Origin of the sequence: Haloglomus litoreum, from assembly GCF_029338515.1 — an archaeon.
GTDB classification, from domain to species: Archaea; Halobacteriota; Halobacteria; order Halobacteriales; family Haloarculaceae; genus Haloglomus; species Haloglomus litoreum.
Window position 1 is genome coordinate 4,437,532 of sequence record NZ_CP119988.1, and the last position, 23,683, is coordinate 4,461,214.

Genomic DNA, 23,683 nt, shown 5'->3' on the forward strand with positions numbered 1-23,683 from the left:
GTCGCCGGACTACTCCTCGGACGCTGTCGCACCCGGCCGCGCGTCCGGGGCCGGCAGGTCGACCTCGGGTTCGAGAAACCGGGCCGCTGCACCCCGGAACAGCGCGTCGAACGCCTCCGCCGAGAGGTCGCGTGCGAGCAGTCCCTCGTACTCCCGGGCGTACGCGTGGGGCATGTTCGGGAAGTCCGAGCCGTACATGACCTGCCCGGCGAGGTCCTCGAAGACGGCATCCGGTATCGTCGCTGGGTCGAAGTCGACGTAGTCGTCGACGACCGTCGCCATCGCGAAGCAGGTGTCGAGGAAGACCCGGTCGTGGTCGCGCGCGAGGTCGACGAACGCCTCGTGCTCGAACGTGCCCATGTGCGCCGCACAGGAACGGACATCCGGGTACGACGCGACGAACGGCTCGTACCGGTCGATGCCGACGTGCGGCGAGTCCTCGAACATGGGCGCCGTACCGGCGTGGAACAGGACCGGACGGTCGTACTCGGCACAGAGTTCGTATGCGGGCGCGAGCCGCTCGTCGTCGGGGGCCACCTCCTGCACCGGGCACTGGAACTTCAGCCCGCGGATGCCCGCCTCGAACGCGTCCCGGACGACCGCGCGCACGTCGTCCTCGGGGTGGACGGTCCCGAACGGGATACACATCGACGAGTCGGCGGCGGCCGCGACGAGCCAGTCGTTCAGGTCTCCGGCGATACCCGCGCGGTGGGCGTACGGAAGGGCGACGTAGCGTGCGACACCGTGGCGCCGGAGCTCCGCCTCGATGGTGTCCGTGTCGGCCCCGTGGGGGAACTCCCAGCCGGCCTCCTCGTTGAGAGCCCCGCGGATGGCGCCCATCAGCCGCTCGGGCATCAGATGGACGTGTGCGTCGACGGCGGGCGCGAACGGTGCGCCCGGCCCGGGCCCTGAACGCTCGGTCATGTCGCGGGGCTTCGAAGGGAGCGGACAAACCCCTTCCGGCGACCACCCGTGCCGTGAGGTCGCATCGGCTCTCAACGCCGTTCCGGCGCGGTCACGTGGGCCAGCAGTTCGTGCTCGGTAGCGGCACGAGGGTCGTCGAGCAGCGCCGACGGGTCCTCGAACAGCCATCCCAGCACGCGCTCGGACCAGCGGGCGACGGGGTTGTCACTCGCCTCGTACGCGTCGATGACCCGGTCCATGTCCGCGGCCTCCATGTACCACAGCAGCCCGTATCCCTCGGCGGCCCGGTCGAGGAACAGCGTCTCCGTCCACATGGCCTCCTCGTCCAGCACCTCGCCGGAGGCGGCGACGAGCCGTCGCTCGACGGCCGTCCCACGGAACAGCCCGATGGCCCCCGCAAGCAGGCGCGCGAGCCACGTGCCGAGACCGGGCGCGATACCGACCCGGACCAGCACCACGTCCGGGCTCTCCGGCCGAGGTGGGCGCGCGGGGTTCAGCGCGTGGACGACCCGCTCGTCGCGACCGTAGTGGCTGGCCGGGGCAGCCAGGAGCCGCCCCGGCGGGTCGAACAGGGGGCTCCGCCGAGCGAGTGCCGCGGGGTCCGTCCACGAGGCCTCGTCCTCGACCTCGACGTACCAGACGAGTTCACCGCCGGTCCCGTCGCCGGCCGGGCCCCCCTCGCGGCAGAACAGGCTCGCCGTGACGACACCCGGGCCCGGGAGGAGCCACCCCGGGTCGGCGTCGTCACCCACCATCCCGTCGAGTCGCTCCCGGACGGTCGCCAGCACGCCGGGCGCCAGTGGCTGTCGGAGGAGGAACGCCGACGTCCGGGTGAGCGCCGCCGGGTCGTGGGTGTCGGAAGCTCCCCGGGCCCCCCCGTCGTCCGCCGCCCGGTTCGCCGCCGTTCCGGTGTCGTCCATGCACGACGTTCGTGGTCCGAGGGACATGTCGGTTCGGGGGCGGCGGGGCGCCCGAACCTACTTGGGCGACCCGGTCGCAGCGACGACCATGACCGACGACTGCATCTTCTGTGCCATCGTGGCCGGCGACATCCCCTCGCGGACCGTCTACGAGAGCGAGAACGTCCTGGCGTTCCTCGACGCGAACCCGCTCGCGCCGGGGCACACACTCGTCATCCCGAAGGCCCACCACGAGCGGCTGAACGACCTCGACGACGGGCTCGCCGGCGAGGTCCTCGGGACGCTGAACGCGCTCGTCCCGGTGGTCGAGGACGCCGTCGACGCCCCCGCCTCGACGGTCGCGTTCAACAACGGGGCCGAGGCCGGCCAGGAGGTGCCCCACGTCCACGGCCACATCGTCCCGCGCTTCGAGGACGACGGCGGTGGCCCCATCCACGCCGTCGCCGGGTCGCGCCCGGACCTCTCCGACGAGGAACTCGACGACATCGCCGAGCGCATCCGGGAGCGGGAGTAGCAGCCGCGGAAGATATTTACTCGGAAGCGGATTCCCAGTAGCGCAACCGTTATGTGCTGACGAGGGGAACCCGCAGGCATGACCGGCGACGCACCGTCCCCGGGAGGCGCGGACCCGCTCTCGCTGGGCGGGGTCGTCCCACCCGTCGTGACGGCCTTCGAGGCGGACGAGTCGCTGGACCCGGAGGGAACGGCGGCCCACGCCGAGTTCGTCGTCGACGGGGGCGCGAGCGCCGTCTTCCCGCTCGGAACGAACGGCGAGGCGCCCTTGCTGACCGCCGAGGAGCGCGACGAGGTGGTGGCGACGGTGGTCGACGCCGTCGGCGACCGCGTCCCCGTCATCGCGGGTGTGGGCGCGCCGAGCACGGGCGAGACGGTCGCGCGGGCCGAGGCCGCCGCGGCCGCCGGCGCCGACGGAGTGGTCGTCGTCACCCCCTACTACTACCCGCTGGACGGGCCGGCCGCGGTGGAGCACTACCGCGCGGTGATCGAGGCGGTCGACCGGCCGGTGTACGTCTACCACATCCCGGGCCGGACCGGGAACGCCCTGTCGCTGGAGACGCTCGACGCGCTCGCCGAGGCCGGCATCGCGGGCGTGAAGGACTCAAGCAAGGACGTACCGTGGCTGGGGCAGGCTGTCGACGACCACCCCGAACTCACGTTCCTCGTGGGGTCGGACTCGCTGCTGGTTCCGGGGCTCGATGCCGGCTGCGCCGGCCTGGTGAGCGCCGTCGCGAACGTCTTCCCCGAACTGGTCGTGGACCTGTACGAGGCGTACGACGCGGGCAACCGCGAGCGGGCCCGCCAGCTGCAGTCGACGGTGTACGACGTGCGCACGGCGCTGAAGCGGGGCCCGTACATGGCGGGCGTGAAGACGGCGCTCTCGCTGCGCGACGGGCCGGACGTCGGACCGCTGCGGCGGCCCCTGCGGCGGATGGACGCCGACGAACAGGCAGCCCTGGAGACGACGCTGGAGGAGCTGGGACTCCCGTGAGACGACACCGACCGGCCCGGCCGCCCGCGGCGACCGAATCCGGGCGGCTCGGCCGCCGTCGCAAAGACTTACCGCGGTTCGAGGTGCATCCGCGACCATGACCCGGGACTACGGTGGGCTCCGCGACCCGAACGCGGAGTACACGATGCGGAAGCTGTCGGCGGAGGCGATGGGCGTCACCGCGAAGCGCGGCGGGGGTCGTGACGTCGAGATCACGGACATCCAGACGACGATGGTCGACGGCAACTTCCCGTGGACCCTCGTGCGCGTCTACACCGACGCCGGTATCGTCGGCACGGGGGAGGCCTACTGGGGCGCAGGAGTCCCGGAGCTGATCGACCGGATGACGCCGTTCCTCGTCGGAGAGAACCCCCTCGACATCGACCGGCTGTACGAGCATCTCGTCCAGAAGACCTCCGGCGAGGGCTCCGTCGAGGGCGTGACGGTCACCGCCATCGCGGGCATCGAGGTGGCGCTGCACGACCTCGCCGGTCGCATCCTCGAGCTGCCGGCCTACCAGCTGCTCGGGGGGAAGTACCGCGACGAGGTCCGGGTCTACTGCGACTGCCACACGGCCGCCGAGGCCGACCCCGAGGCCTGCGCCGACGAGGCCGAGCGCGTGGTCGAGGAGCTGGGCTACGACGCGCTGAAGTTCGACCTGGACGTGCCGAGCGGCCACGAGATCGACCGGGCGAACCGCCACCTCCGGCCGGGCGAGGTCCGACACAAGGCCGACATCGTCGAGCGGGTCACCGAGCGGGTCCGGAATCGTGCGGACGTGGCGTTCGACTGCCACTGGTCGTTCGGCGCCAACAGCGCCGAGCGGCTGGCCGGCGCCATCGAGGAGCACGACGTCTGGTGGCTGGAGGACCCCGTGCCGCCGGAGAACATCGACGTGCAGGAGCGGGTCACGCGCTCGACACTGACCCCCATCGCGGCCGGCGAGAACCGCTATCGTGTGACCGAACTCCGGCGCCTCGTCGAGGACGGGGCCGTCGACATCGTGGCGCCGGATATGCCGAAGATGGGCGGGATGCGCGAGACGGTGAAGGTGGCGAACGTCGCCGACCAGCACTACGTCCCGGTCGCGATGCACAACGTCGCCTCGCCGGTCGGAACGGTGGCGGGCGCCCACGTGGCCGCCGCCATCCCGAACGCGCTGGCCCTGGAGTACCACTCCTACGAGCTGGACTGGTGGGCCGACCTCGTCTCGGAACCGGTCATCGAAGACGGTCGGATCACCGTCCCCGAGGACCCGGGCCTCGGCGTCACGCTGGACCTGGACACCGTCGCCGAGCACATGGTCGAGGGGGAGACGCTGTTCGATCCCGAGTAGATTACTCGATAATCCCCCACACTCACCACTGATACACCCTTCTACAGCAATAGTAGGAGATCAGGCAACTAGATTCGCGAAGGGCGTGGAAATCGCTATCCAGCCCCGGGCGGTGTCCGTCACGTGTGCCGGACCAGCCGGAGCCGGTCGCCCGGGGCGACCGTGGACCGCGCCGAGAGCGATTCCGAACCGACCGCCGACTCGCGGATGGCCTCCGTGTCCGCCGAGAGCCGTTCCGGCCCGAACTCCACGGCCAGCGACTCGACGACCTCCGCGACGGTCGCCTCGCCATCGATGGAGACGTAGGCACCGTTCGTACCGACCCGCTCCGTGAGCCCCTCCGAGAACGTGACCTCGACTGTCATGGCCGACACGATGGTCCGGAGTGACTAAAAGTTTACTCGAAATCGAGTTTCGAACGCTGCGCCATCGGTACGGTTGGAGCAGCGACGAGCGGGGCATTCCCCCGACGACCGGTTCGCACCCGCCAGCCGGAGGAATCACGGCGACGACCGCTAGATTTTATCCGATATCGGGCAGCAACGAGCGGTATGTCCGACCGCGAGGGGACGGAGCGAGGGCTGGACGGGGACGCGACCGCGCTGGCGCTGGTCGGCGCCGTCGGCGGGGCCGGGGCGACCCGGCTGACCGTCGAGGCCGGGGCCGCACTGGCACACGAGGGACGGGACGTGGCGCTGCTCGACGCGGCGTACGCCACACAGGGGCTGGCCGACCACTGCCCGGGCCGCATCGACCCGGACGTGACGGCCTGCGTGACCGAGGAGCGGCCGCTGGACGAGGGCCTGGTGACGCTCCCGTTCGACACGGACGGGCGCGTGGCGTGCCTGCCGGCGTACGCGCCGTTCGAGCGGCTGGCACGGGCGAAGGCGCCCGAGGCCGCCGGGCGGCTGGAGGGGCTCGTCGAACGGGCCACCGACCGGTTCGACGCCGTCCTGGTGGACACCCCACCGGTGGCGGCGAACCAGGCCGTCGCGGCCGTCACGACGGGCGACCGGGTGGTGCTGGTGACGCCGGACTCCCGGCGGGGGGCCGACGCGCTCCCGCGGGCGGCCGACCGGCTGCGCGACATCGGCGTCGTCCCGGACTGCGAGGTGGCCAACGCCGGGCCGGGCGGCACGGAGGGGACCGTCCAGCGGGCCGACGTGACCGTCCCCCCGAGCGAGGCGACGAGCCCCGACGCGGCGCCGGCGTACGGCGACGACGCCGCGTTCACGTCGGCCGTCGCGTCGGTACTGGAGAGGACCCTCGACATCGTGCCCGACCCCGACGACGGCGGCGGCCTGGGCGAGTACGTGCCCGGGCTCTCCGGGTAGCCGCCCGTCGGGACGCGGCGCGGCTCAGATGAGTTCGCGTGCGATGGTCCGGCGCTGGATCTCGTCGGTCCCCTCGAAGATACGCAGGACCCGCGCGGTGCGGTACTCGCGCTCGATGGGGGCGTCCTTCATGAAGCCGGCCCCGCCGTACACCTGCATCGCCACGTCGGCGGCGTGGTTGGCGAGTTCGGCGCCCCGGAGCTTGGCCATCGACTCCTCCATCCGGGCGCGCTCGCCGCTCTCGATCTTCCAGGCGGCGTACCGGTAGAGCTGGCGGACCTGCTGGACGTCCGTCGCGAGGTCGGCGAGCTGGAAGGAGACGCCCTGCCGGTGGCCGATGGGCTTGCCGAACGTCTCCCGGTCGCGGGCGTAGTCGACGGCGGTATCGAGGAGGAACTGTGCCGTGCCGACGGCGTTGGCGGCGATCTTGATTCGGCCGCCGCCGATCCAGCTCATCGCGGTGCCGAAGCCGTTGTCGACCTCCCCGAGGACGGCGTCCTCGCCGACGCGGGCGCCGTCGAACCGGAGCTGGGCCTGGCCGCCCGGCGTCAGGCCCATCGTCCGGTGGACCTTCTCGACCTCGTACTGGTCGGAATCGACGAGGAAGCAGGTGATGCCGCCGTAGTCGCCCTTCTCGCCCGACGTGCGCGCGAACACCATCGCGAAGTCGGCGTACGGCGCGTTCGTGATCCAGTACTTCTCGCCGTCGATGACCCACTCGTCGCCCTCCTTCTCGGCGGTCGTGTCCATGTAGTGCGGGTCCGACCCGTGGTCCGGCTCCGTGAGCGCGAAGCAGGTCGTTATCTCCCCCTGCATGAGGGGGTCGAGGTACTCCTCGCGTTGCTCCTCCGTACAGGCCAGCAGCACCTTCGTCGGGCCGCCCGCGCCGCCCGTGATGGCCGAGTGGAACCCCGGCGGCCGGTTCGCGAGGTGCTCGGCGACGATGGCCGACGTGACGAGGTCGACGCCGCCACCGCCGACCTCCTCGGGCATGTCCATCCCGTAGAACCCCGCCTCGACGGACTTCTTCCGGATCTCCTCGACGATCTCGCGGTACTCGGGCACCTGGTAGTGGTCCTCGTCGACGATGTGGCGCTGGTAGTCCTCGCCGAGGAACTCGGGGTGCTCGTTCTCCAGCGGCGCCACCTCCTGCTCGATGAAGTCGTCCAGCGCCTTCTTGATCTGTGTCGCCTCGGCCGGTTCGCTGAAGTCCATGCGGAGCGGTGACGTGGCACGCACAAAACCGTTCGCCCGTGTCAGCGAGGGCCGACTACAGGAACTCGTCGGTGTCGCTGCGCGTCTCGGCCAGCGGGTCGCCGCTCTCGACGGCCAGCGCCCCGTCCACGGCCTCGCGGGCCCCCGGAATCGGGTCGTGGGTCTCGACGTAGGCCGCGAGCGCGAAGTCGACCTCGTCCCCACCGGCGAGTTCGACCGCCTCGGTGCGGGGGAGCCGGGCGTCCAGCCAGTCACGGACGATCTCGCGGCCGGTCGGGCCGAGGGGCTGGACGGGCTCGCCGAGCCGGTGGAGCGCCTTCGCACCCGTGACGGGAGCAACGCCGGCCTCGCGGGCCGCGGCGCCGACGCTCGCGCCCGCGGCGTACTCGGTTGCGAGCGTGGCCGCCGCCTCGGGCGTGCAGGGGAGCCGGTCGGCGAACTCGGCGAGCCGCTCGGCCAGCGGCGCGTCCGTGTCGTCGACGGCCGCGACGCCGCGCTCCTCCTGCTCGGCGGTCACCTCCAGCCCCGCGGCGATGTCCGAGAGCGTCACGGGCGAGGCTTGCCGACCGACCACCGTTAAATTTTGTTCCCGAGGCCGAGGAATCGACCGCCGCCCAGGGAACTACCTACCGGTCACCGGTTGGTAGTTCACGTCCGCTCGCCGGCGAACGCGGCGCTCGCGCTCCTTTTTGAAGGGGAATCGCGCCGAAGCTTCGCACATGAGCACGACGGCGAACACGTGCCCGGAGTGCGACGGCCGACTGCACAGCGAGGGAACCGAGACGGTCTGCGGGGAGTGTGGCCTCATCGTGGACGAGGACGCCATCGACCGCGGCCCCGAGTGGCGCAGCTTCGCGGACGACGACACCGACCCCCGACGGACCGGGGCGCCGCTGACCCGGAGCCGGCACGACCGCGGCCTCTCGACCGAGATCGGCCGCTCGACGCGGCTGAAGGGCCGCAAGCGACGGCGCGTCGCCCGGATGCGCAAGCATCACAAGCGCGCCTCGGTCGGGGACAAGGCCGACCGGAACCAGGTGTACGGGTTCACGGAGATCCGGCGCCTCGTCGGGCAGCTCGAACTCCCCGAGAGCGTGCGCGACCGCGCCTGCGTCCTGTTCGAGTCCGCACAGGACGCCGGCCTGCTGCAGGGCCGCTCCATCGAGGGGTTCGCGGCCGCCGTCACCTACGCCACCTGCCGGACGGCGTCGGTCTCGCGGACCCGCACCGAGATCGTCGACGCCGCCCGCGCGGACGCGGGCGAACTCGCGGCCGCCTACGACGCGCTCAACCGCGAGCTCGGGCTACCGACGGGTCCCATCGACCCGACGGAGTACCTCGCCCGCTTCGCCTCGAAACTGGACCTCCCGAACGCCGTCGAGCGGCGGGCCCGCGCGCTGGCGGAGGCGGGAGCCGACGCGGGGCTCGTCAACGGGCGCAACCCGAGCGGGTTCGCCGGCGGCTGCCTCTACGCGGCCGCCCGCGAGCACGACCACGACCTCACCCAGCGCGAGGCCGCCGAGGTCGCCGACGTGACGCCGGTGACGCTCCGGACGGCCTACCGGGACGTGCGCGAACTGGACGTCGATGTCCGGAACGAGGAGGCAGCCGGAGCCGCGGTCGATGCCGCGCCGGCCGACGACTGACACCGCCCGACAGCCGCCATCGGCCGGCGGTCAGCCGAGGACCACGACCGCCCCCGCCTCCCGCTCGATCCGACGCGCGAGAACCGCACGCTCGACACGGGTGAGCGGTCCGCCCCACCCGACGACGGGAACCCCCTCCCGGGACCGGAACGCCTCCACCACGGTCGCTCGACCCGCGAGCACGTCGCTGCCGTCGGGTCCCCGCCCCGCCGCGGTGACTGCCACCAGCCCGGTCGCATCGAGGACGACACCGTCGAGCGCCGCGGCGAGGGCGAGCGGTCGGGGGGCGTGGGCGTCGGCGCCGCTCCCGGTCCCGACCTCGATTCTCACGACCCGCCGGACGGCCGCCCACCAGCCGCGGCGAGCCGCCCCTCCAGTTCGGCCGCGCGTCGCTCCAGCGCCGACAGCGTCTCCCGGTCCACCACGACCGTCGCGTGCCCCGGCGACAGGTCACGCCGCCCGTCCTCGAGTGCCTCGACGCGCCGCTCCAGCGCCGAGAGCCACGCCGCGACCGCCGGCGGCAACGCGATGCCGGCGCCGTCCGGGCGGACCGCCTCCCCGTCATCCGCCTCATCGCGGTGCTCGTCCGGCAGCTGCGGTGCGGGAACGGTCGGTGCCTCGGCCGCGCCCCCCTCGTCCGTGGCCCCGATTCGCCGCCCGGCTCTCCCCTCCGTGTCACCCCCGTCCACCTCGCCGTCCCCCCGCTCGACCACCTCGTGTGCGAGTTCGACCGGGCGTTCCCGCGGGGCCGCGTGACTGGCGTACCCCAGCGCGGCGCGCTCGCCGGGCGAGAGCGTACAGGTCGCCGTCCCGTCGGTCCACGCTGGGCCCAGCGTGTCGGCCGGTGGCGCCCGGACGGGCCCAGCAAGCCGGTTCGTCACGCGGACGCGGCGGCGGTCGGTGGTGTCGTTGTGGACGATGCACTCGACGAGCGTGAGCCCGCCGCGCCGGTCGACCTCGCACTCAAGCGTCGGCATGGGGCCGCTGGTCCCGGCATGGTACGTGAAGTTACGTTCCGAGGGGGTTGGCGTGTTCGACTAGGCTTCTCCGTTCGATAGAGTGAGCGTACGAGTCTGGCAGGTGTTTCGCTGGGAACTCCTCCGCTGGCGACGGGAACAGGTTGGAAGCCCCTGGCCGCCCGATATTGCCTGTTCCACAGAGCGCACACACCGAGCCAGCACGATACGGACGCGACCTCGGGAAGCCGAACCGGGCGGGACTGAAAGGGGCCGGGCGCTCGGCGGGCCCCCGGCGAAGTAAGCACCACAGCGTATGCCCGGAACGGCGGGTGAGCGCCAGCGAACCCGCCGCAGGCCCGGACCGCGAGGAGCGCAGCGAGCCGCGGGCCCCCGAGCGCCCGGGGGCTTTCAACAGGTTCCCGTCGCTGTTTCTGGGATCATCAGTCCAGTACGAGATGCCAGACTCGCACGCGATTTCTCACGAACCGACAGGCTTCAGCGCCCCTCGAACTCGGGCCGCTCGTCGCTCCCGAGCGCAGCCACCGCCCGCGCATGGTCAGCAGTATCGAGCGCGACCGCCTGCCGGAACGCCTCGTCCCGGAGCGCCGCGTCGAGGTCGGCCTCGGCCCCGTGCAGGAGCGCCTCCTTGATGCTCCGGAGCGCGACGGGCGGCCCCGCTGCGATGTCGGCGACCAGCTCGTCCGCGCGCTCGTCGAACGCGTCGTCGGGGACGGTCCGGGTCACGAGCCCCAGCTCGGCGGCGGTTGCGCCGTCGACGATACGCCCGGTCGTCGCGAGGTCCACGGCGGTCCCCCAGCCGACGCGCCGGGGGAGCGTGTACGAGAGCCCGCAGTCCAGCCCCAGGCCGAGGCGGACGTGCGAGAGGCCGATGCGGGCGCGCTCGCTGGCGAGCCGGATGTCGCAGGCGAGCGCGAATCCGGCCGCGTCGCCGATGGCCGGGCCATCGACCAGCGCGACGGTCGGGAGCGGGTGGGTGAGTATCTCGCGGGCGAGGGCCTGCTCGTTGGCCCGGATGGCCGCCACGCGCTCGGGGAGCGGGGCCTCGAGGTGGCCCGGGTCCAGCCCCTCGATGTCGAAGCCGGAAGAGAACGCGTCGCCCGCCCCGCGCAGGACGACACAGCGGGCGTCACCCTCGCGGGCGGCCCGGAACGCGTCGTGCATGGCGCGGTACTCCTCGCGCCGGAGCGGGTTGTCCCGCTCCGGGTCGTCCATCGTGACCGTGACGACGCCGTCGGCCGCCATGCTGGTGATGCGGTCGCTCATGCAGGACGGCCACGGCGGGCGAACCTATAACCCGCGGCCACTGCTGTCGTGTGGCATGGATTTCGCCACACCGGACGCGGTCCGGGACCTGCTCGACGACCTGGACGAGTTCATCGAGGCCGAGATCGAGCCGCTGGAGCGCGAGCACCCGGAGTTCTTCGACGAGCGCCGCGAGCACGCCCGGACGGACTGGGAGGCGGGCGGCGTCCCCGCGGCGGAGTGGGAGGCGCTGCTGGACGAGATGCGCGAGCGGGCCGACGACGCCGGCTTCTACCGCTACGCGCTGCCCGAGGAACTCGGCGGGCAGGACGGCTCGAACCTCGCGATGGCGATGGTCCGGGAGCACCTCGCCGAGCGGGGGCCCGGGCTCCACAACGTGCTCCAGCAGGAGGCCTCGGTCGTGGGCAACTTCCCCATCGCGAAGATGCTCCACCGGTTCGGCGACGAGGCCCAGCGCGACCTGTTGGAGGCCGTCATCACCCGCGAGACGCCGGTCGCGTTCGGCCTGACCGAGCCCGAGCACGGCAGCGACGCGACGTGGATGGAGACCACCGCCCGGAAGGAGGGCGACGAGTGGATCATCGACGGCGCGAAGCGGTGGAACAGCGGGATGCATCGCGCCGACTACGACCTCGTCTTCGCCCGGACCGACGGCGAGGACGGCGACGCCGCCGGCATCACCGCCTTCCTCGTCCCGACCGACGCCGACGGGCTGGAGATCGACTTCTTCTGGTGGACGTTCAACATGCCGACCGACCACGCCGAGGTGACGCTGGACGGCGTCCGGGTGCCCGACTCGGCCGTCGTCGGCGAGCGCGGGCGGGGGCTCGCGCTGGCGCAGTCGTTCCTCCACGAGAACCGCATCCGGCAGGCCGCCGCGTCGCTGGGCGCGGCGCAGTTCTGCATCGACGCCGCCGTCGACTACGCCCGCGAGCGGGAGACCTGGGGCGAACCGCTGTCGAGCCGCCAGGCCGTCCAGTTCCCGCTGGCCGAACTCCACACCGAGGCCGACATGCTCCGGAGCCACGTCCACCGGACGGCGTGGCTGCTGGACCGGGAGGGGGAGATGGTCACGGAGTCGCGCTCCTCGATCTCGGAGAAGGTGGCGATGGCCAACTGGACCGCCAACGACCTCGTCTGCCGGGCCGCCGACCGGGCGATGCAGGTCCACGGCGGCCTCGGCTACTCCCGCCACCAGCCGTTCGAGCACGTCTACCGCCACCACCGGCGCTACCGCATCACCGAGGGGACCGAGGAGATACAGAAGCGACGGGTCGCCGGGCACCTGTTCGGCTTCATCGGTGGCGATTGAATCCTCGAACGAACCCTACGTCACGAAATATCGATATAAACCACCAATCCCCGTATCTATCGAGTTATCTGCCCCGTCCCGCCCGAGCGGCGCGAGCAGTTGGACAGCGGCCGCGCGCCGCCGGCCGGGGGAGGAGCGTGCGAAGAGTTAACAGCCGACGACGGGAGGGGCCGCCATGGACGGCATCACCGTGGGCTGGCTGGCCGAGCGCAACGCACACAAGTTCCCCGAGAAGGAGGCCGTCGTGCAGCAGGGCCCGGACGGCCGCGAGGCGGCGGTGACCCACGCCGAGTTCGACGCCCGGACGAACCGGGTCGCGCGGGGCCTGCAGGCGCGGGGCCTGTCGCAGGGCGACACCGTGGCGGTCTACATGCAGAACAACGTCGAGACCCTGGAGACGTACCTGGGGGCGATGAAGGCCGGCGTCCTCCCGGTCCCCATCAACCACCGGTTCACCGCCGACGAGGTGGCGTACGTCCTGGCGGATTCGGACGCGGCCCTCCTCGTCTTCGACGACGACGCGCGCGAGGTGGTCGACGACCTCCAGGGGCGCGAGGGGACGCCCGACGACGCCCTCCACGTCGGCGCGACGACGCCGGCGTACGCCGAGGACTACGCGACCTGGCGCGAGGCCAACGACGGCGACCACTTCGACATCGTCCCCGGGCAACTGGACGACGCGACGCTGATGTACACCTCCGGGACGACCGGGCGACCCAAGGGCTGCATCCTCACCCACGACAACCTGGTGATGCAGGCGACCAACGCCGCCATCGAGCGCGGCATCGACGACCAGGCGGTGGCCGTCGACGGGCGGTCGCTGGTGGTGACGCCGCTGTTCCACATCGCCGCGTTCGGCCTGTTCCTCAACGCGTTCTACGTCTCCGCGACGACGGTGCTGCTGGCCGACTTCGTCCCGGAGCGGGTGCTGTCGGTGCTCGAGGCGGAGTCGGTCACGGAGGTGTTCTTCGTCCCGATGATGGCGCGGGCGCTGCTGAACGTCCCCGACTTCGGCGCGTACGACCTCTCGGCGCTCGACGACGTCGCCATCGGCGCCGCCCCCTCCGGCCGGGAGCTGAAGGCCACCATCCGCGAGCGGTTCGATGCCGACCTCTCGGAGGCGTTCGGGCAGACGGAGATGTCGCCGACGACGACGATGCTCCACCCCAGCGAGGTGATGGCGAAACCCGACGCCGTCGGCCGGCCGCTGCTGAACGTCATGACGAAGGTGGTCGACCCGGAGACGGGCGAGCCGGTCGGCCCCGGGGAGATCGGCCGCATCTGCTACAAGGGCCCCACCCGGATGCGGGGCTACTACGGGATGCCCGAACGGACCGACGAGGTCATCGACGAGCGGGGCTGGTTCCATTCGGGCGACCTCGTCCGGCAGGACGAGGACGGGTTCCTGGAGTTCGTCGGCCGGACGGACGACATGATCATCACGGGCGGGGAGAACGTCTATCCGGCCGAGATCGAGGAGGTGCTCCACGAGCACGAGGCCGTCGACGAGGTGGCGGTCGTCGGCGCCCCGGACGAGACCTACGGCGAGCGCATCAAGGCCGCCATCGTCCTCCACGAGGGCGCCGACCTGACCGCCGAGGACGTGCAGTCGTACGTCGGCGGGCGGCTGGCGGGCTTCAAGAAGCCGCGCGAGGTCGTCTTCCTCGACTCGCTCCCGCGCAACCCGACGGGGAAGGTGCTCAAGGGCGAGGTGGAGACGGTCGACGGGACCGTCCTCCCGCCCGAGCGCGAGTGACGACCCCACCCGGGACCGCCGCACGACCCTACCCCGCCGGGTGACGACGCGTCGCCCCTCGGCCGCGGAGCGGGCGGGCTTCCGGCCGCCCCCGGGCGAACGCTTATTCAACACCCACCACACGCCCGTAGTATGTCGACCGACGATGGACTGGACGACCGTCCAGTCGACGAGGTGACCATCGACAGCATGCTGCGGGCCAGGGGGGAGAAGATACCTGACGAGACCGCGCTGGTCTACGGCCCGACCGACACCCGCGTCACGTACGGGGAGCTGGACGAGGCGGCCAACCGCATCGCCAACGGCCTCCGCGACCTGGGCGTCTCTCCCGGGGCGAACGTCTCGTTCATGTCGGCGCAGCCGCTGGAGACGGTGCTCGCGATGGCCGGCATCAACCGGGCCGGCGCGGTGTACGCGCCAATCAACTTCGAGTACGAGGGCGACACGCTCTCCTACCAGCTGAACGACACGGACCCGGCGGTGCTGGTCATCGCGGACCGCCTCCTCGGCCGGCTCGACGCCGTCGCCGACGACCTGACCACCGACCCCGCGGTCGTCTCGCTCTCGACCGACGCCGGGGACGCCGCGCCGGCCGACATCGACCCGGACGCGACGTTCGCCGACCTCCGGGCGGCCTCGCCCGAGGACCCCGGCATCGACGTCACCTGGGACGACCCGGCCAGCATCGTCTACACCTCCGGGACGACCGGGATGCCGAAGGGCGTGGTCATCCCGCACCGGTGGATCTTCGCCAACTACACCGAGCCCAAGCGGGCGCTGCTGGACGGCGAGGACGTGGTCCACACCTCGCTCCCGCTGTACCACATCGGCGGCATCTACGCCGACGTGGTGGCGGGGCTCACGGCGGGCGGGATGGTGGCGCTGTGGGACCGCTTCTCGCCGGAGGCGTTCTGGGACCGCATCGCCGAGTACGAGGCCACCTCCGCGACGTTCATCTCGGTGATGATGCCGTGGCTCCGGCGCTCGCCCGAGTCCCCGACCGACGACGAGAACACCCTCAGCAAGGTCCACATGCAGCCGCTGCCCGAGGACTACGAGTCGATGGCCGAGCGGTTCGGCTTCGACGTCGTGACCGTCGCGTTCGCCCAGACCGAGAGCGGCGCCCCCATCGTCGGCGTCATCCGGACGGACGGCCTCGGGGGCACGCCCGAGGGCTACCGGCGCGGCCTCCGCCCGGACGCCGTCGAGGAGCGGGCCCGCGAGCGTGGCCTCCCGGTGGTCGAGAGCGTGGACGGGGAGCGCTACATGGGCCGGGTCCGCGAGGACATCCTCGAGGTGGCGGTGCTCGACGAACGCGACGAACGGGTCGAGCCCGGGACCGTCGGCGAGCTCTGCGTGCGCCCGAAGCGCCCGGGGCTGCTGATGCAGGAGTACCATGCCAAGCCCGAGCGGACGGTCGAGGCGACGCGGAACTGCTGGTTCCACACCGGCGACGCCGCCTACGAGTCGGACGGCGACTACTACTTCGTCGACCGGCTGGGTGACGTCATCCGCCGCCGGGGCGAGAACATCTCCTCGATGCAGATCCAGGACGCCGTCGCGGCCCACGAGGCGGTCGATGCCGCGGCCGTGTTCCCGATCCCCGCCCCAGAGGGCGGCGAGGACCGCATCGGCCTCGCGGTCACGCCGGTCGAGGGCGACGACCTCACCGAGGCGGACATCGACGCGCATCTCGACGGGCGGCTCCCGGAGTTCATGCACCCGGACGAGACGTTCGTCGTCGACGAGATCCCCACGACCGAGACCCAGAAGATGGAGAAGTACAAGCTCCGGGAGCGACTCCTCGATGACTGACGACGACCCCACCCCCGACCCCGACGCGGCGGACGACCCGTTCGAGAAGGTCCGCCGGGCACACGACGCACTGAGCGACGAGGCCCGCGAGGCCGCGGTGGCCTACCAGCACGACCTCGGGAAGCTGACCGCGCGCGAGCGGCTGGACTACCTGCTCGACGACGGCAGTTTCGAGGAGGTCGGTCGGCTCGCGGCCCCGATGCCGACCACGCCGGAGACGGTGGACTGGGAGCGCGAGGACGCCCCCGCCGACGGTGTCGTCACCGGCTTCGGCGAGGTGGACGGCCGGCCGGTCGCGCTCATCGCGGCCGACTTCACGGTCAAGGGCGGCTCCATCGGCCACGCCGGCGGGCGGAAGATGGAGCGGGTCTCCGAGCGCGCGCTGGAGCGCGGGCTCCCGCTCGTGATGCTCCACGACGGCGGCGGCCACCGCATCCAGGAGGGGCTCGACGCCGCGCCGTTCGCCCGGGGGGACGCCGGCTTCTCGCAGCTCCAGACCGCGCTCTCGGGCTGGGTCCCGGTCGTCTCCGCGATGATGGGCCCGGCGTTCGCCGCGTCGACCAACTTCGCGGCGCTCTCGGACTTCGTCCCCATCGTCGACGGGACCGGGCAGATGGGCATCGCCGGCCCCGCGCTCGTGGAGGCGGCCATGGGCATCGAGGGGAGCAAGGAGGAACTCGGCGGCGCGGAGTTCCAGACCGTCGAGACCGGCGCCGCGGACCTCGCGTGCGAGAACGACGAGGCCTGCCTGGACGCCATCAAGCGCTACCTCTCCTACCTCCCGCGCAACGCCCGGCGCGAGCCGCCGAGCACGGACCCGACGCCCCCGTCGGACGAACAGATCGACCGCCTCAGCGGCCTGATTCCCCGGAATCCCCGCAAGGGGTTCGACATCCACGCCATCATCGACGGCATCGTCGACCGCGACTCCGTCTTCGAGCTCAAGCCGCGCTACGCCCGGAACGTCGTGACCGCGTTCGCCCGGCTCGACGGGGACCCCATCGGCGTCATCGCGAACAACCCCCGTATCAAGGCCGGCACCATCGACACGCGCGCCTCGGAGAAGGCCTCGCACTTCGCCTCGCTCTGTGACGCGTTCGGCCTGCCTCTCCTCACGCTGGTCGACGTCCCCGGCGTCCTCCCGGGGCCGGACTCCGAGCGCGAGGGGGTCGCCCGCCACTCCGCCAAACTCCCGTTCGAACTCGCCCGGGCGACCGTCCCCGTCGCCAACATCGTCCTCCGGCGTGGCTACGGCTTCGGCTACGTCGCGATGGGCGGGGGGCGCTCGCTGAACTCCGAACTGACGGTGCTGTGGCCGACCGCCGAGCTCGCCGCGATGGGCATCGAGGGGGCCGTCGACATCGTCTACGGCGACCGCATCGAGGCGGCCGACGACCCGGCGGCCGAGCGCGAGCGCCTCATCCAGAAGTTCACCGACCGGACGGACGCCGTCCGGGCATCGGCCCGCGTCGGCACCGACGGCGTCATCCAGCCCGAGGAGACCCGCGAGCGGGTCATCCGGGCGTTCGCCCGCGGCGACGAGCCACACGACGACGACTGGCCGCCGAAGAAACACCCCATCAACCCCATCTGAGGCGGGCCGGCGGCCGCCGCCGGTTCCGGCCGGCGTCCGCCGTCGCCGGGGTTTACCTCGCCGCCCGCCCCAGAGCGGGGCATGACCGACGCGAACCACGAGTTCATCGCCGAGCACGACCACCTCCGTGGGCTGGGCATCACCATCGAGGCCCAGGAGGAGGGGTGGGTCCGTGCCTCGCTGCCCCACCGCGACGAGCTCACGAACCCCGGGAGCGACAACATCCAGGGCGGCGTGGTGTCGACGCTCATCGACCACCTCGGCGGGGCCGTCCTGCGCACGACGCTGGCGGACCCGCTGGCGACGCCGCACGCCTCGACCGACCTCAACGTCTCCTTCCTCCGACCGGCAGACGGCGACCTGACCGCCGAGGGGACCGCGCTGCGGGTCGGGGGCTCGATGGCCGTCGTCCGGGTCGAGGTGACCACCGGCACGGGCGAGGACGAGCGACTGGTCGCGGAGGGGCGGGTCACGCTGCACGTCAGGCGGTAGGCGGTCCCGGGCACCTCCGGCCACGCCGGGGTTTATCCGGAATCGGCCCGGAGCCGCGGCATGGAGCGAGTCGACATCGACGACGTGGCCCAGGCGGCACTCAGCGGCCCGGTCGACCGGCGCGACGTGGGGCGGGCGCTGGGCGCGACCGACGTGGCGGTGATGTACTACGAGCTCGAGCCGGGGGAGAACTTCTCCGGCGGCTACCACACGCACCTCGACCAGGAAGAGCTGTTCATCGTCCTCGACGGCGAGGCGGAGTTCAGGACCGAGGACGGCAAGGTGGCCGTCGCGGCGGGCGAGGCCATCCGGTTCGCGCCCGGCGAGTTCCAGACGGGCTACAACCACTACGACAGCGACGAGCCGGTCCGGGGGCTCGCGCTCGGCGCGCCCGCCGGGATGGACGAGACCGTCTCGATGTTCCAGTGCCCGGACTGCGGCGAGGAGGGGGAACACGACGTGGACCTCGACGAGACCGGCGGGACCGTCACGACGACCTGCCGGGCGTGTGGCTTCGTGATGGAGACCGAGCCCTGAGTCGGAGCCTCGGCGCTGATGACGCCTCAGACACGGATGACGGGCGCGTCGAGCCAGTCGCTCGCGGCGGCCGCGTCCGGGAAGCGACGGGCGGGCCGGGCGGCCAGCACCACCGGCGCGGCCAGCGGCGCCACCCGCGCCAGCGCCAGGCGAGCAGTGACGGGGTCGGCCCTGGCCAGGTCCGTCGCCCGGCTACCGGGGGTCGCGACGACGGCCGCCGTCACCCGCTCGCGAACGCGGTCGGGGAGGTCGGCCCGTGCCTCGCGCCGGGCGTTGGCCAGGGCGTCCTCCAGTTCCAGCCGTCGCTCCCGGGCGTCCCGCGCGGCCCGGGCCTGCTCGCGGGCGCGGGCGAGCGCCTGCTCGGCGGCCGCGTGCTCGGTCTCGGCCTCGGCGAGGGCCCGCTGGGCCGTCTCCAGGGCGGCCTCGGCGTCGGCGGTATCGGCCCCGGCCTCCCGGAGGGCCTGCACCCGGCCACGGCACGTCGCGACCCGCTCGCGCCGGCGCTCGACGTCGGCACCGGCGTCGGCCACGCGCTCGCGGGCCGCGCGGAGGTCGACGGCCGGCGGGTCGTGGTCCGCGAGTCGGGCTGCCAGCTCCTCGATGCGGGCCCGGTTCGACGCGCGGTGGCCGAGCGCCCGGGCGACGGCCGCCAGCGCACGCCGGCGGGCGAGCGCGCGGCCGTCGACCAGCCCGACGTGCTCGTGCGCCGCATCGGGCGCCGGGCAGCGGACGCGGTCGTCGTCGGGGTCACGGACGGCCGCCGCGAGTGCGTCGGGCGCGATAGCGGGCGCGTCGGGCCGGGCCGCGAGGTCGAGAGCCCGACCCCACCACTCCCCGTCGCCGAGACGGACCCGGACGCGAGCGCGAGCGTCGGCGGCCCCGGGCGCCGTCGCAGTCATCGCCCGTCGGGGAGGTCGCGTCGCTTCAGGGCCGCCGGGTCCGGGTGGTCGGTGCCGGCGGCGAACCGGCGATAGGGCGTGCTCGGCTCGTCGCGCGCCTCGTACGCGGCGGCGGCCTCGCGGACCTCGGGGTCGGCATCGGCGAACTCGTTGAACGGGCGGGTCCGCTCGACCTGCACGTCGTCGGAGTGTTTCTCGCGCAACCGGCAAGCGAGGAAGGCGCCGTGTCCGGTCGCCTCGAACAGCGCGGCACGGCCGAACCGCCGGACGACCGTCTCCTCGTGGGCGCGACAGACGTTCCGCAGGTCGCGCCGGGCCGCCCGCGAGTAGGTCACCACCAGCAGCACGGCCGGCCCTGTTCCCCGATGTGACGTAAATTTACTGCATGGAACGACCGCCGGAACGAAGGCGGTCGCGAGGCCGGGCGGCGCCGGCAGACGCCGGCAGCGGGGCGTCGCGGCGGGAGTCGTGCGATTCAAGTAGTCGCTCGGCCTCGTTCCCCGTATGAAATTCCAGGGCCGCTCCACGACGAAGCGAACCGGTGGCCGGCGACGCCGGACCCACAAGAAGCGCAAGCACCAGATGGGCCACTCCCCGACGGAGACCCGCGTCGGCGAACCCCGCCTGAAGACGGTCGACGCCCGCGGCGGCACGACCAAGGTCCGTGCCATCACGACGAACCGCGCGACCGTCGCCACGGACGACGGCACCGTCAGCGCCGAGGTCGAGAACGTCGCCGAGAACGACGCCAACCCGAACTACGTCCGCCGTAACATCGTCACGAAGGGCGCCATCGTCGAGACCTCCGAAGGTCGGGCCCGCGTCACCTCCCGACCCGGCCAGGACGGCCAGATCAACGCCGTCCTCGTCGAGTAGTCGCCCCCCGGAGCGCCCGGACCGTTCTCCTCCCGCTCCCGCGGAGCGTTTATCACCCCGGCAGCCGTCGCCGTCGCCGATGGACCCGGTCCGCCAGGTGATGGACGCCGTCGCCGACACCGACGCCGGGACCGACCTCTACGGCGCGCTCGCCCCGCTGTACGACCGCTTCTTCGCCGAGCGCTGCGACTACGATGCGCTCGCAGCGTTCGTCTCGGACCAGGCGCCAGCGGGAGCCACGTCGGCCGCCGCCGGTGCCTGTGGTACCGGGCGACTGCTCGCCCGCCTGGCCGACCGGTACGACCGGGCGGTCGGTCTCGACACCAGCGCGACGATGCTCCGGCTGGCCGCCGGCCGGACCGACGCGGCGCTGGTCCGTGCTGACCTCCGGACGGTCGTCGCGCCCGACGCGTTCGACCTCCTCACCGTGACCGGGAACTCGCTGGCGCACCTCCCCCCGGGCGACCCCGACGGCGTTCGGACGGCGTTCGAGCGTGCCGCCGAGAGCCTGCGCCCCGGCGGAACGCTGGTCTGTGACTTCATGCTGACCGACAGCCTGGTGCACGGCTACACGACCGAGGACGCGGTCGAGTCGGACCGGTACCGGGTGGACCGACGGGTCGTCGTGAACGTCGAGGACCGGGGCCCGGACAGGCTCGGCCGGGCGGGACGCTACGACTACGAGTTCACGCTCCGCGACCGGGACGCCGACGAGACCGTCGAGGCCGAGGCGGCGCTCCCCATCAGGGTGTTCGAGCCGGCGGCGCTGCTCGGGGTGGCGCAGGCGGCCGGGTTCACCGAGGCGGCCCTCGTCGACCCGCCGACACCGTACGGCGGCGGGCTGGTGGCGCGGCTGCCGGAGTGACCGCCGGAACGCCGGTCGCCCGGGCGTCCTGGGGCGGTTCCGGTGCGCCACGGCGGCCGGACAAGGTCCATATCCATCGAGCGCCTGGACCCGAACATGACCCGAACGCTGGACGGCGAGGTGCTCCACGTCGTCGGGCCGGAGGAACTGGACGACTACGACATCGAGGACGAGCTCCGGGCGCTCGCGGAGTCGCGCTACGTCCTCGTCTGCCGGGCCGGCGGGAAGCCCTCCTGGTTCGAGCGGGTGCGCTCCTTTTTCACGCGCCGCCCCATCGAGGCGACGACGCTGGTCTCGGAGACGGGCGCCGCCGAGGGCGACGAGGTGACGGCGACGGTCCGGGAGACGGACCTCCCGGGCGTGTACGAGGCGACGGAGCTGCGGACCTGAAACGGGGGGCGGTCAGAAGCCGCTGACGTACTGGAACGGGACCGGCGTGAAGCAGAGCAGCCCCAGCGCGAAGGTGAGCAGCCCCACGGCCATCCGCTTGCGGTCGAGCGGCTCCTCGTAGATGGGCGTCGCGTGGCCCGCGTACGCCAGCCCGATGGTGATGAACCCCCAGAACGTCCAGATGGCGACCGAGTCGCGGATGTCCAGCCCCTGCACGAAGAACAGGTAGCCCGCGAGCGCGAACAGGGCCAGCGGGACGAACGCGGCGACGCGCTCGGCCTGCTCGCCGGCCATCGCACGGACGAGGTGGCCACCATCGAGCTGGCCGACGGGGATGAGGTTGAGGAAGGTGACGAACAGGCCGATCCAGCCGCCGAAGACGACCGGATTGACCGCGGTCGAGGGGTCGCTGTAGGTGAGCGGCTGACCCGTCAGCATCGACAGCCCGTGGAGCAGCGGCGGGTAGCCGAACTCGATGACGATGGCGTCCGGGCTGTTCTGGACGCTGGCCGGGACGCTGATGGGGTCCATCAGCAGCCCCACGGTGGAGACGACGACCGCGGCGACGAGGCCGGCGAGCGGCCCCGCGACGCCGATGTCGAACAGCGCGTCCCGGTCCGGGATGCGCCCCTTCATCCGGATGACCGCCCCCAGCGTCCCGATGAACGTCGGGACCGGGATGAAGTACGGCAACGAGGCGTCCACGTCGTGGTAGCGCGAGAGGACGTAGTGGCCGAGCTCGTGGATGCCCAGCACCGAGAGGACGGCGACCGAGAACTTCCAGGAGTCGCCGGTCACGAGGTCAAGCGGCGACGTGAGGGGTTCGTAGTACCAGATGGTGCCCGCGAACAGCGTCGTCAGAACCGTCAGCAGCAGCATCACGACGTTCGTCCACGGGATACCGTCGATGCCCATGCTCCGCGGGTCGGCGACGAGGGCGTGCCGGCTCTGGTGGAGTTCGACCCCGGAGATGGGGTCGGTCTCGCTGTCCTTGACCGTCGTCAGCCGGACCTCGTAGCCGTGCTCGCGGAACAGCGGCCACACCTCCCGCTCCAGCGCCTGCTGGCCCACGCGGGGCTCGCCGACGTACACCAGCCGGTCGCCGTCCTGGCGGACCTCCTCGACGTGGAACGCCGACGAGAACGCCGCCACCGGCGGGCCCTCCGCCGGCGCGTCGAAATCCTCCATCGTCGTCTAGTCGGGGACGACGGCGAATAAATCCACGGTCCTCGGCCGTACTCCGGGGCGGAACGGCGCCGTCACGCCGTCGCTGGAGCGGCCACGGACCGACCAGGCGCTCGCGCCGCGCCCGGTCGCGGCCCGGCGATCCACGCCACCCCGCACCCGCCCGTTCAAGCGCCCCCGGCGCGTAGCCCGCCGACGATGGACGACCGGACCTACTGGGACGAACGCTACCGGGACGCGACGTTCCGGCTCCCCGAGGAGCCGTCGCGACCGCTGCGCGAGTTCGCCGACGCGCTCCCCGAGGGGCGGGCGTTCGACGTCGCCACCGGCACCGGCCGGAACGCGCTGTTCCTGGCGGCGGCGGGGTACGAGGTCGACGCCGTCGACGTCTCGGGCGTCGGCCTGGACGAGGCACGGGAGCGGGCCGCAGAGCGGGACCTCGACGGGCACGTCGACTGGATCCAGGCCGACCTCGACACCTACTGTGTCCCGGAATCGGCCTACGACGTGGTGTCGGTGAGCTTCTACCGGGCGCTGGAGCTGCTCCCCGACCTGAAGGAGGCGCTGGCGCCCGGCGGCGTCCTCTGCTACGAGCACCACCTGCGGTCGCCCGAGGCCGACCGCGGCCCGAGCGACGACCGCCACCGCTTCCGGTCGAACGACCTCCTCCGGGCGGTACTGGACCTGACGGTACTGCACTACGAGGAGACGACGCGCGTCGAGGACGGCCGCACGTCGGCGGTGGCGACGATCGTCGCGCGCAACACGGGCGGCGGGAGCCAGACCTACCCCCGGCGCCCGGCGGAGTGACGGCGGCTCCGGGTCGCCGACAGGCCT

At 72.5% G+C, this 23,683-nt stretch carries 26 protein-coding genes; 15 read left to right on the forward strand and 11 right to left on the reverse strand.

Features of this window, described 5'->3' with window-relative positions; genetic code table 11:
- Positions 1 to 9: 9 nt before the first annotated feature.
- Together P2T62_RS22040 and P2T62_RS22045 are read right to left on the reverse strand one after the other, a co-directional pair.
- Positions 10 to 924 carry an amidohydrolase family protein gene (locus tag P2T62_RS22040; RefSeq protein ID WP_276259179.1) on the reverse strand — a complete coding sequence of 305 codons (915 nt, stop codon included), beginning with the start codon at positions 922 to 924 and terminating at the stop codon, positions 10 to 12.
- Between the two features lie 71 nt (positions 925 to 995).
- Positions 996 to 1,844: a hypothetical protein gene (locus P2T62_RS22045; RefSeq protein WP_276259180.1), complete on the reverse strand. Its 849-nt coding sequence runs from the start codon at positions 1,842 to 1,844 to the stop codon at positions 996 to 998.
- An 88-nt stretch (positions 1,845 to 1,932) separates the two neighbouring features.
- On the opposite strand from P2T62_RS22045, the gene P2T62_RS22050 reads away from it, so the two are divergent.
- From P2T62_RS22050 to P2T62_RS22060, 3 genes are all read left to right on the forward strand, one after another.
- Positions 1,933 to 2,358 carry an HIT family protein gene (locus P2T62_RS22050; protein ID WP_276259181.1) on the forward strand — a complete coding sequence of 142 codons (426 nt, stop codon included), beginning with the start codon at positions 1,933 to 1,935 and terminating at the stop codon, positions 2,356 to 2,358.
- A 78-nt stretch (positions 2,359 to 2,436) separates the two neighbouring features.
- A complete protein-coding gene (locus P2T62_RS22055) occupies positions 2,437 to 3,351 on the forward strand; it encodes a dihydrodipicolinate synthase family protein (protein ID WP_276259182.1) in 915 nt (304 codons plus the stop codon).
- Positions 3,352 to 3,448: 97 nt separating this feature from the next.
- Positions 3,449 to 4,687, forward strand: coding sequence for a mandelate racemase/muconate lactonizing enzyme family protein (locus P2T62_RS22060; RefSeq protein WP_276259183.1), 1,239 nt, complete (start codon positions 3,449 to 3,451; stop codon positions 4,685 to 4,687).
- A 119-nt stretch (positions 4,688 to 4,806) separates the two neighbouring features.
- Here P2T62_RS22060 and P2T62_RS22065 read toward each other — a convergent pair whose 3' ends face one another.
- Positions 4,807 to 5,052 carry a hypothetical protein gene (locus P2T62_RS22065; RefSeq protein ID WP_276259184.1) on the reverse strand — a complete coding sequence of 82 codons (246 nt, stop codon included), beginning with the start codon at positions 5,050 to 5,052 and terminating at the stop codon, positions 4,807 to 4,809.
- Between the two features lie 186 nt (positions 5,053 to 5,238).
- Between P2T62_RS22065 and P2T62_RS22070 the strand changes: the two genes are divergently transcribed.
- On the forward strand, positions 5,239 to 6,021 hold the full coding sequence (locus P2T62_RS22070; protein WP_276259185.1) for a ParA family protein: 783 nt from the start codon (positions 5,239 to 5,241) through the stop codon (positions 6,019 to 6,021).
- Positions 6,022 to 6,045: 24 nt separating this feature from the next.
- On the opposite strand, the gene P2T62_RS22075 is transcribed toward P2T62_RS22070, so the two are convergent.
- Positions 6,046 to 7,236, reverse strand: a complete 1,191-nt coding sequence (locus tag P2T62_RS22075; protein WP_276259186.1) for an acyl-CoA dehydrogenase family protein — start codon at positions 7,234 to 7,236, stop codon at positions 6,046 to 6,048.
- Between the two features lie 55 nt (positions 7,237 to 7,291).
- Complete coding sequence (locus tag P2T62_RS22080) at positions 7,292 to 7,786, reverse strand: DUF7858 family protein (RefSeq protein WP_276259187.1); 495 nt, start codon at positions 7,784 to 7,786, stop codon at positions 7,292 to 7,294.
- A 169-nt stretch (positions 7,787 to 7,955) separates the two neighbouring features.
- On the opposite strand from P2T62_RS22080, the gene P2T62_RS22085 reads away from it, so the two are divergent.
- Positions 7,956 to 8,882 (forward strand): transcription initiation factor IIB, encoded by a 927-nt coding sequence (locus P2T62_RS22085; protein ID WP_276259188.1) that lies wholly within the window; start codon positions 7,956 to 7,958, stop codon positions 8,880 to 8,882.
- A gap of 30 nt (positions 8,883 to 8,912) precedes the next feature.
- Here the strand turns inward: P2T62_RS22085 and P2T62_RS22090 are convergent, their stop codons facing one another.
- From P2T62_RS22090 to P2T62_RS22100, 3 genes are all read right to left on the reverse strand, one after another.
- Positions 8,913 to 9,212 (reverse strand): hypothetical protein, encoded by a 300-nt coding sequence (locus P2T62_RS22090; protein WP_276259189.1) that lies wholly within the window; start codon positions 9,210 to 9,212, stop codon positions 8,913 to 8,915.
- Positions 9,209 to 9,859: a DUF7857 domain-containing protein gene (locus P2T62_RS22095; RefSeq protein WP_276259190.1), complete on the reverse strand. Its 651-nt coding sequence runs from the start codon at positions 9,857 to 9,859 to the stop codon at positions 9,209 to 9,211. Before P2T62_RS22095 ends, P2T62_RS22090 begins: the two co-directional genes overlap by 4 nt.
- 477 nt (positions 9,860 to 10,336) lie before the next feature.
- Positions 10,337 to 11,125 carry an enoyl-CoA hydratase/isomerase family protein gene (locus tag P2T62_RS22100; protein WP_276259191.1) on the reverse strand — a complete coding sequence of 263 codons (789 nt, stop codon included), beginning with the start codon at positions 11,123 to 11,125 and terminating at the stop codon, positions 10,337 to 10,339.
- 55 nt (positions 11,126 to 11,180) lie between these two features.
- Between P2T62_RS22100 and P2T62_RS22105 the strand changes: the two genes are divergently transcribed.
- From P2T62_RS22105 to P2T62_RS22130, 6 genes are all read left to right on the forward strand, one after another.
- A complete protein-coding gene (locus P2T62_RS22105) occupies positions 11,181 to 12,437 on the forward strand; it encodes an acyl-CoA dehydrogenase family protein (protein ID WP_276259192.1) in 1,257 nt (418 codons plus the stop codon).
- A 175-nt stretch (positions 12,438 to 12,612) separates the two neighbouring features.
- Positions 12,613 to 14,193, forward strand: coding sequence for a class I adenylate-forming enzyme family protein (locus tag P2T62_RS22110; RefSeq protein ID WP_276259193.1), 1,581 nt, complete (start codon positions 12,613 to 12,615; stop codon positions 14,191 to 14,193).
- Between the two features lie 132 nt (positions 14,194 to 14,325).
- The gene (locus P2T62_RS22115; protein WP_276259194.1) at positions 14,326 to 16,008 is read left to right on the forward strand and encodes a class I adenylate-forming enzyme family protein; all 1,683 of its coding nucleotides are present in this window, start codon (positions 14,326 to 14,328) and stop codon (positions 16,006 to 16,008) included.
- On the forward strand, positions 16,001 to 17,602 hold the full coding sequence (locus P2T62_RS22120; RefSeq protein ID WP_276259195.1) for an acyl-CoA carboxylase subunit beta: 1,602 nt from the start codon (positions 16,001 to 16,003) through the stop codon (positions 17,600 to 17,602). Before P2T62_RS22115 ends, P2T62_RS22120 begins: the two co-directional genes overlap by 8 nt.
- 81 nt (positions 17,603 to 17,683) lie before the next feature.
- The gene (locus P2T62_RS22125) at positions 17,684 to 18,094 is read left to right on the forward strand and encodes a PaaI family thioesterase (RefSeq protein WP_276259196.1); all 411 of its coding nucleotides are present in this window, start codon (positions 17,684 to 17,686) and stop codon (positions 18,092 to 18,094) included.
- A gap of 60 nt (positions 18,095 to 18,154) precedes the next feature.
- The gene (locus P2T62_RS22130; RefSeq protein WP_276259197.1) at positions 18,155 to 18,631 is read left to right on the forward strand and encodes a cupin domain-containing protein; all 477 of its coding nucleotides are present in this window, start codon (positions 18,155 to 18,157) and stop codon (positions 18,629 to 18,631) included.
- Positions 18,632 to 18,657: 26 nt separating this feature from the next.
- Here P2T62_RS22130 and P2T62_RS22135 read toward each other — a convergent pair whose 3' ends face one another.
- On the reverse strand, positions 18,658 to 19,530 hold the full coding sequence (locus P2T62_RS22135) for a DUF7856 family protein (protein ID WP_276259198.1): 873 nt from the start codon (positions 19,528 to 19,530) through the stop codon (positions 18,658 to 18,660).
- Positions 19,527 to 19,877 (reverse strand): DUF7855 family protein, encoded by a 351-nt coding sequence (locus P2T62_RS22140; RefSeq protein ID WP_276259199.1) that lies wholly within the window; start codon positions 19,875 to 19,877, stop codon positions 19,527 to 19,529. The genes P2T62_RS22135 and P2T62_RS22140 overlap by 4 nt, the downstream gene beginning before the upstream one ends.
- Before the next feature lie 157 nt (positions 19,878 to 20,034).
- On the opposite strand from P2T62_RS22140, the gene P2T62_RS22145 reads away from it, so the two are divergent.
- The 3 genes from P2T62_RS22145 to P2T62_RS22155 all read left to right on the forward strand — a co-directional run bounded on the left by P2T62_RS22145 (position 20,035) and on the right by P2T62_RS22155 (position 21,661).
- A complete protein-coding gene (locus P2T62_RS22145) occupies positions 20,035 to 20,406 on the forward strand; it encodes a 30S ribosomal protein S8e (RefSeq protein ID WP_276259200.1) in 372 nt (123 codons plus the stop codon).
- A 79-nt stretch (positions 20,407 to 20,485) separates the two neighbouring features.
- Complete coding sequence (locus P2T62_RS22150) at positions 20,486 to 21,271, forward strand: class I SAM-dependent methyltransferase (protein WP_276259201.1); 786 nt, start codon at positions 20,486 to 20,488, stop codon at positions 21,269 to 21,271.
- A gap of 96 nt (positions 21,272 to 21,367) precedes the next feature.
- Positions 21,368 to 21,661 (forward strand): DUF7526 family protein, encoded by a 294-nt coding sequence (locus tag P2T62_RS22155; protein ID WP_276259202.1) that lies wholly within the window; start codon positions 21,368 to 21,370, stop codon positions 21,659 to 21,661.
- Positions 21,662 to 21,673: 12 nt separating this feature from the next.
- Here P2T62_RS22155 and P2T62_RS22160 read toward each other — a convergent pair whose 3' ends face one another.
- Positions 21,674 to 22,849, reverse strand: a complete 1,176-nt coding sequence (locus tag P2T62_RS22160) for a site-2 protease family protein (protein ID WP_276259203.1) — start codon at positions 22,847 to 22,849, stop codon at positions 21,674 to 21,676.
- 195 nt (positions 22,850 to 23,044) lie between these two features.
- Here P2T62_RS22160 and P2T62_RS22165 point away from each other — a divergent pair, with 195 nt between their 5' ends.
- Positions 23,045 to 23,656, forward strand: a complete 612-nt coding sequence (locus P2T62_RS22165; RefSeq protein ID WP_276259204.1) for a class I SAM-dependent methyltransferase — start codon at positions 23,045 to 23,047, stop codon at positions 23,654 to 23,656.
- Positions 23,657 to 23,683: the final 27 nt, after the last annotated feature.

Bases quoted from the DNA above. Each gene is read 5' to 3' on its own strand.
- P2T62_RS22040 (WP_276259179.1), bottom strand. From the start codon at position 924: ATGACCGAGCGTTCAGGGCCCGGGCCGGGCGCACCGTTCGCGCCCGCC.
- P2T62_RS22045 (WP_276259180.1), bottom strand. From the start codon at position 1,844: ATGGACGACACCGGAACGGCGGCGAACCGGGCGGCGGACGACGGGGGG.
- P2T62_RS22050 (WP_276259181.1), top strand. From the start codon at position 1,933: ATGACCGACGACTGCATCTTCTGTGCCATCGTGGCCGGCGACATCCCC.
- P2T62_RS22055 (WP_276259182.1), top strand. From the start codon at position 2,437: ATGACCGGCGACGCACCGTCCCCGGGAGGCGCGGACCCGCTCTCGCTG.
- P2T62_RS22060 (WP_276259183.1), top strand. From the start codon at position 3,449: ATGACCCGGGACTACGGTGGGCTCCGCGACCCGAACGCGGAGTACACG.
- P2T62_RS22065 (WP_276259184.1), bottom strand. From the start codon at position 5,052: ATGACAGTCGAGGTCACGTTCTCGGAGGGGCTCACGGAGCGGGTCGGT.
- P2T62_RS22070 (WP_276259185.1), top strand. From the start codon at position 5,239: ATGTCCGACCGCGAGGGGACGGAGCGAGGGCTGGACGGGGACGCGACC.
- P2T62_RS22075 (WP_276259186.1), bottom strand. From the start codon at position 7,236: ATGGACTTCAGCGAACCGGCCGAGGCGACACAGATCAAGAAGGCGCTG.
- P2T62_RS22085 (WP_276259188.1), top strand. From the start codon at position 7,956: ATGAGCACGACGGCGAACACGTGCCCGGAGTGCGACGGCCGACTGCAC.
- P2T62_RS22095 (WP_276259190.1), bottom strand. From the start codon at position 9,859: ATGCCGACGCTTGAGTGCGAGGTCGACCGGCGCGGCGGGCTCACGCTC.
- P2T62_RS22100 (WP_276259191.1), bottom strand. From the start codon at position 11,125: ATGAGCGACCGCATCACCAGCATGGCGGCCGACGGCGTCGTCACGGTC.
- P2T62_RS22105 (WP_276259192.1), top strand. From the start codon at position 11,181: ATGGATTTCGCCACACCGGACGCGGTCCGGGACCTGCTCGACGACCTG.
- P2T62_RS22110 (WP_276259193.1), top strand. From the start codon at position 12,613: ATGGACGGCATCACCGTGGGCTGGCTGGCCGAGCGCAACGCACACAAG.
- P2T62_RS22115 (WP_276259194.1), top strand. From the start codon at position 14,326: ATGTCGACCGACGATGGACTGGACGACCGTCCAGTCGACGAGGTGACC.
- P2T62_RS22120 (WP_276259195.1), top strand. From the start codon at position 16,001: ATGACTGACGACGACCCCACCCCCGACCCCGACGCGGCGGACGACCCG.
- P2T62_RS22125 (WP_276259196.1), top strand. From the start codon at position 17,684: ATGACCGACGCGAACCACGAGTTCATCGCCGAGCACGACCACCTCCGT.
- P2T62_RS22130 (WP_276259197.1), top strand. From the start codon at position 18,155: ATGGAGCGAGTCGACATCGACGACGTGGCCCAGGCGGCACTCAGCGGC.
- P2T62_RS22135 (WP_276259198.1), bottom strand. From the start codon at position 19,530: ATGACTGCGACGGCGCCCGGGGCCGCCGACGCTCGCGCTCGCGTCCGG.
- P2T62_RS22145 (WP_276259200.1), top strand. From the start codon at position 20,035: ATGAAATTCCAGGGCCGCTCCACGACGAAGCGAACCGGTGGCCGGCGA.
- P2T62_RS22150 (WP_276259201.1), top strand. From the start codon at position 20,486: ATGGACCCGGTCCGCCAGGTGATGGACGCCGTCGCCGACACCGACGCC.
- P2T62_RS22155 (WP_276259202.1), top strand. From the start codon at position 21,368: ATGACCCGAACGCTGGACGGCGAGGTGCTCCACGTCGTCGGGCCGGAG.
- P2T62_RS22160 (WP_276259203.1), bottom strand. From the start codon at position 22,849: ATGGAGGATTTCGACGCGCCGGCGGAGGGCCCGCCGGTGGCGGCGTTC.
- P2T62_RS22165 (WP_276259204.1), top strand. From the start codon at position 23,045: ATGGACGACCGGACCTACTGGGACGAACGCTACCGGGACGCGACGTTC.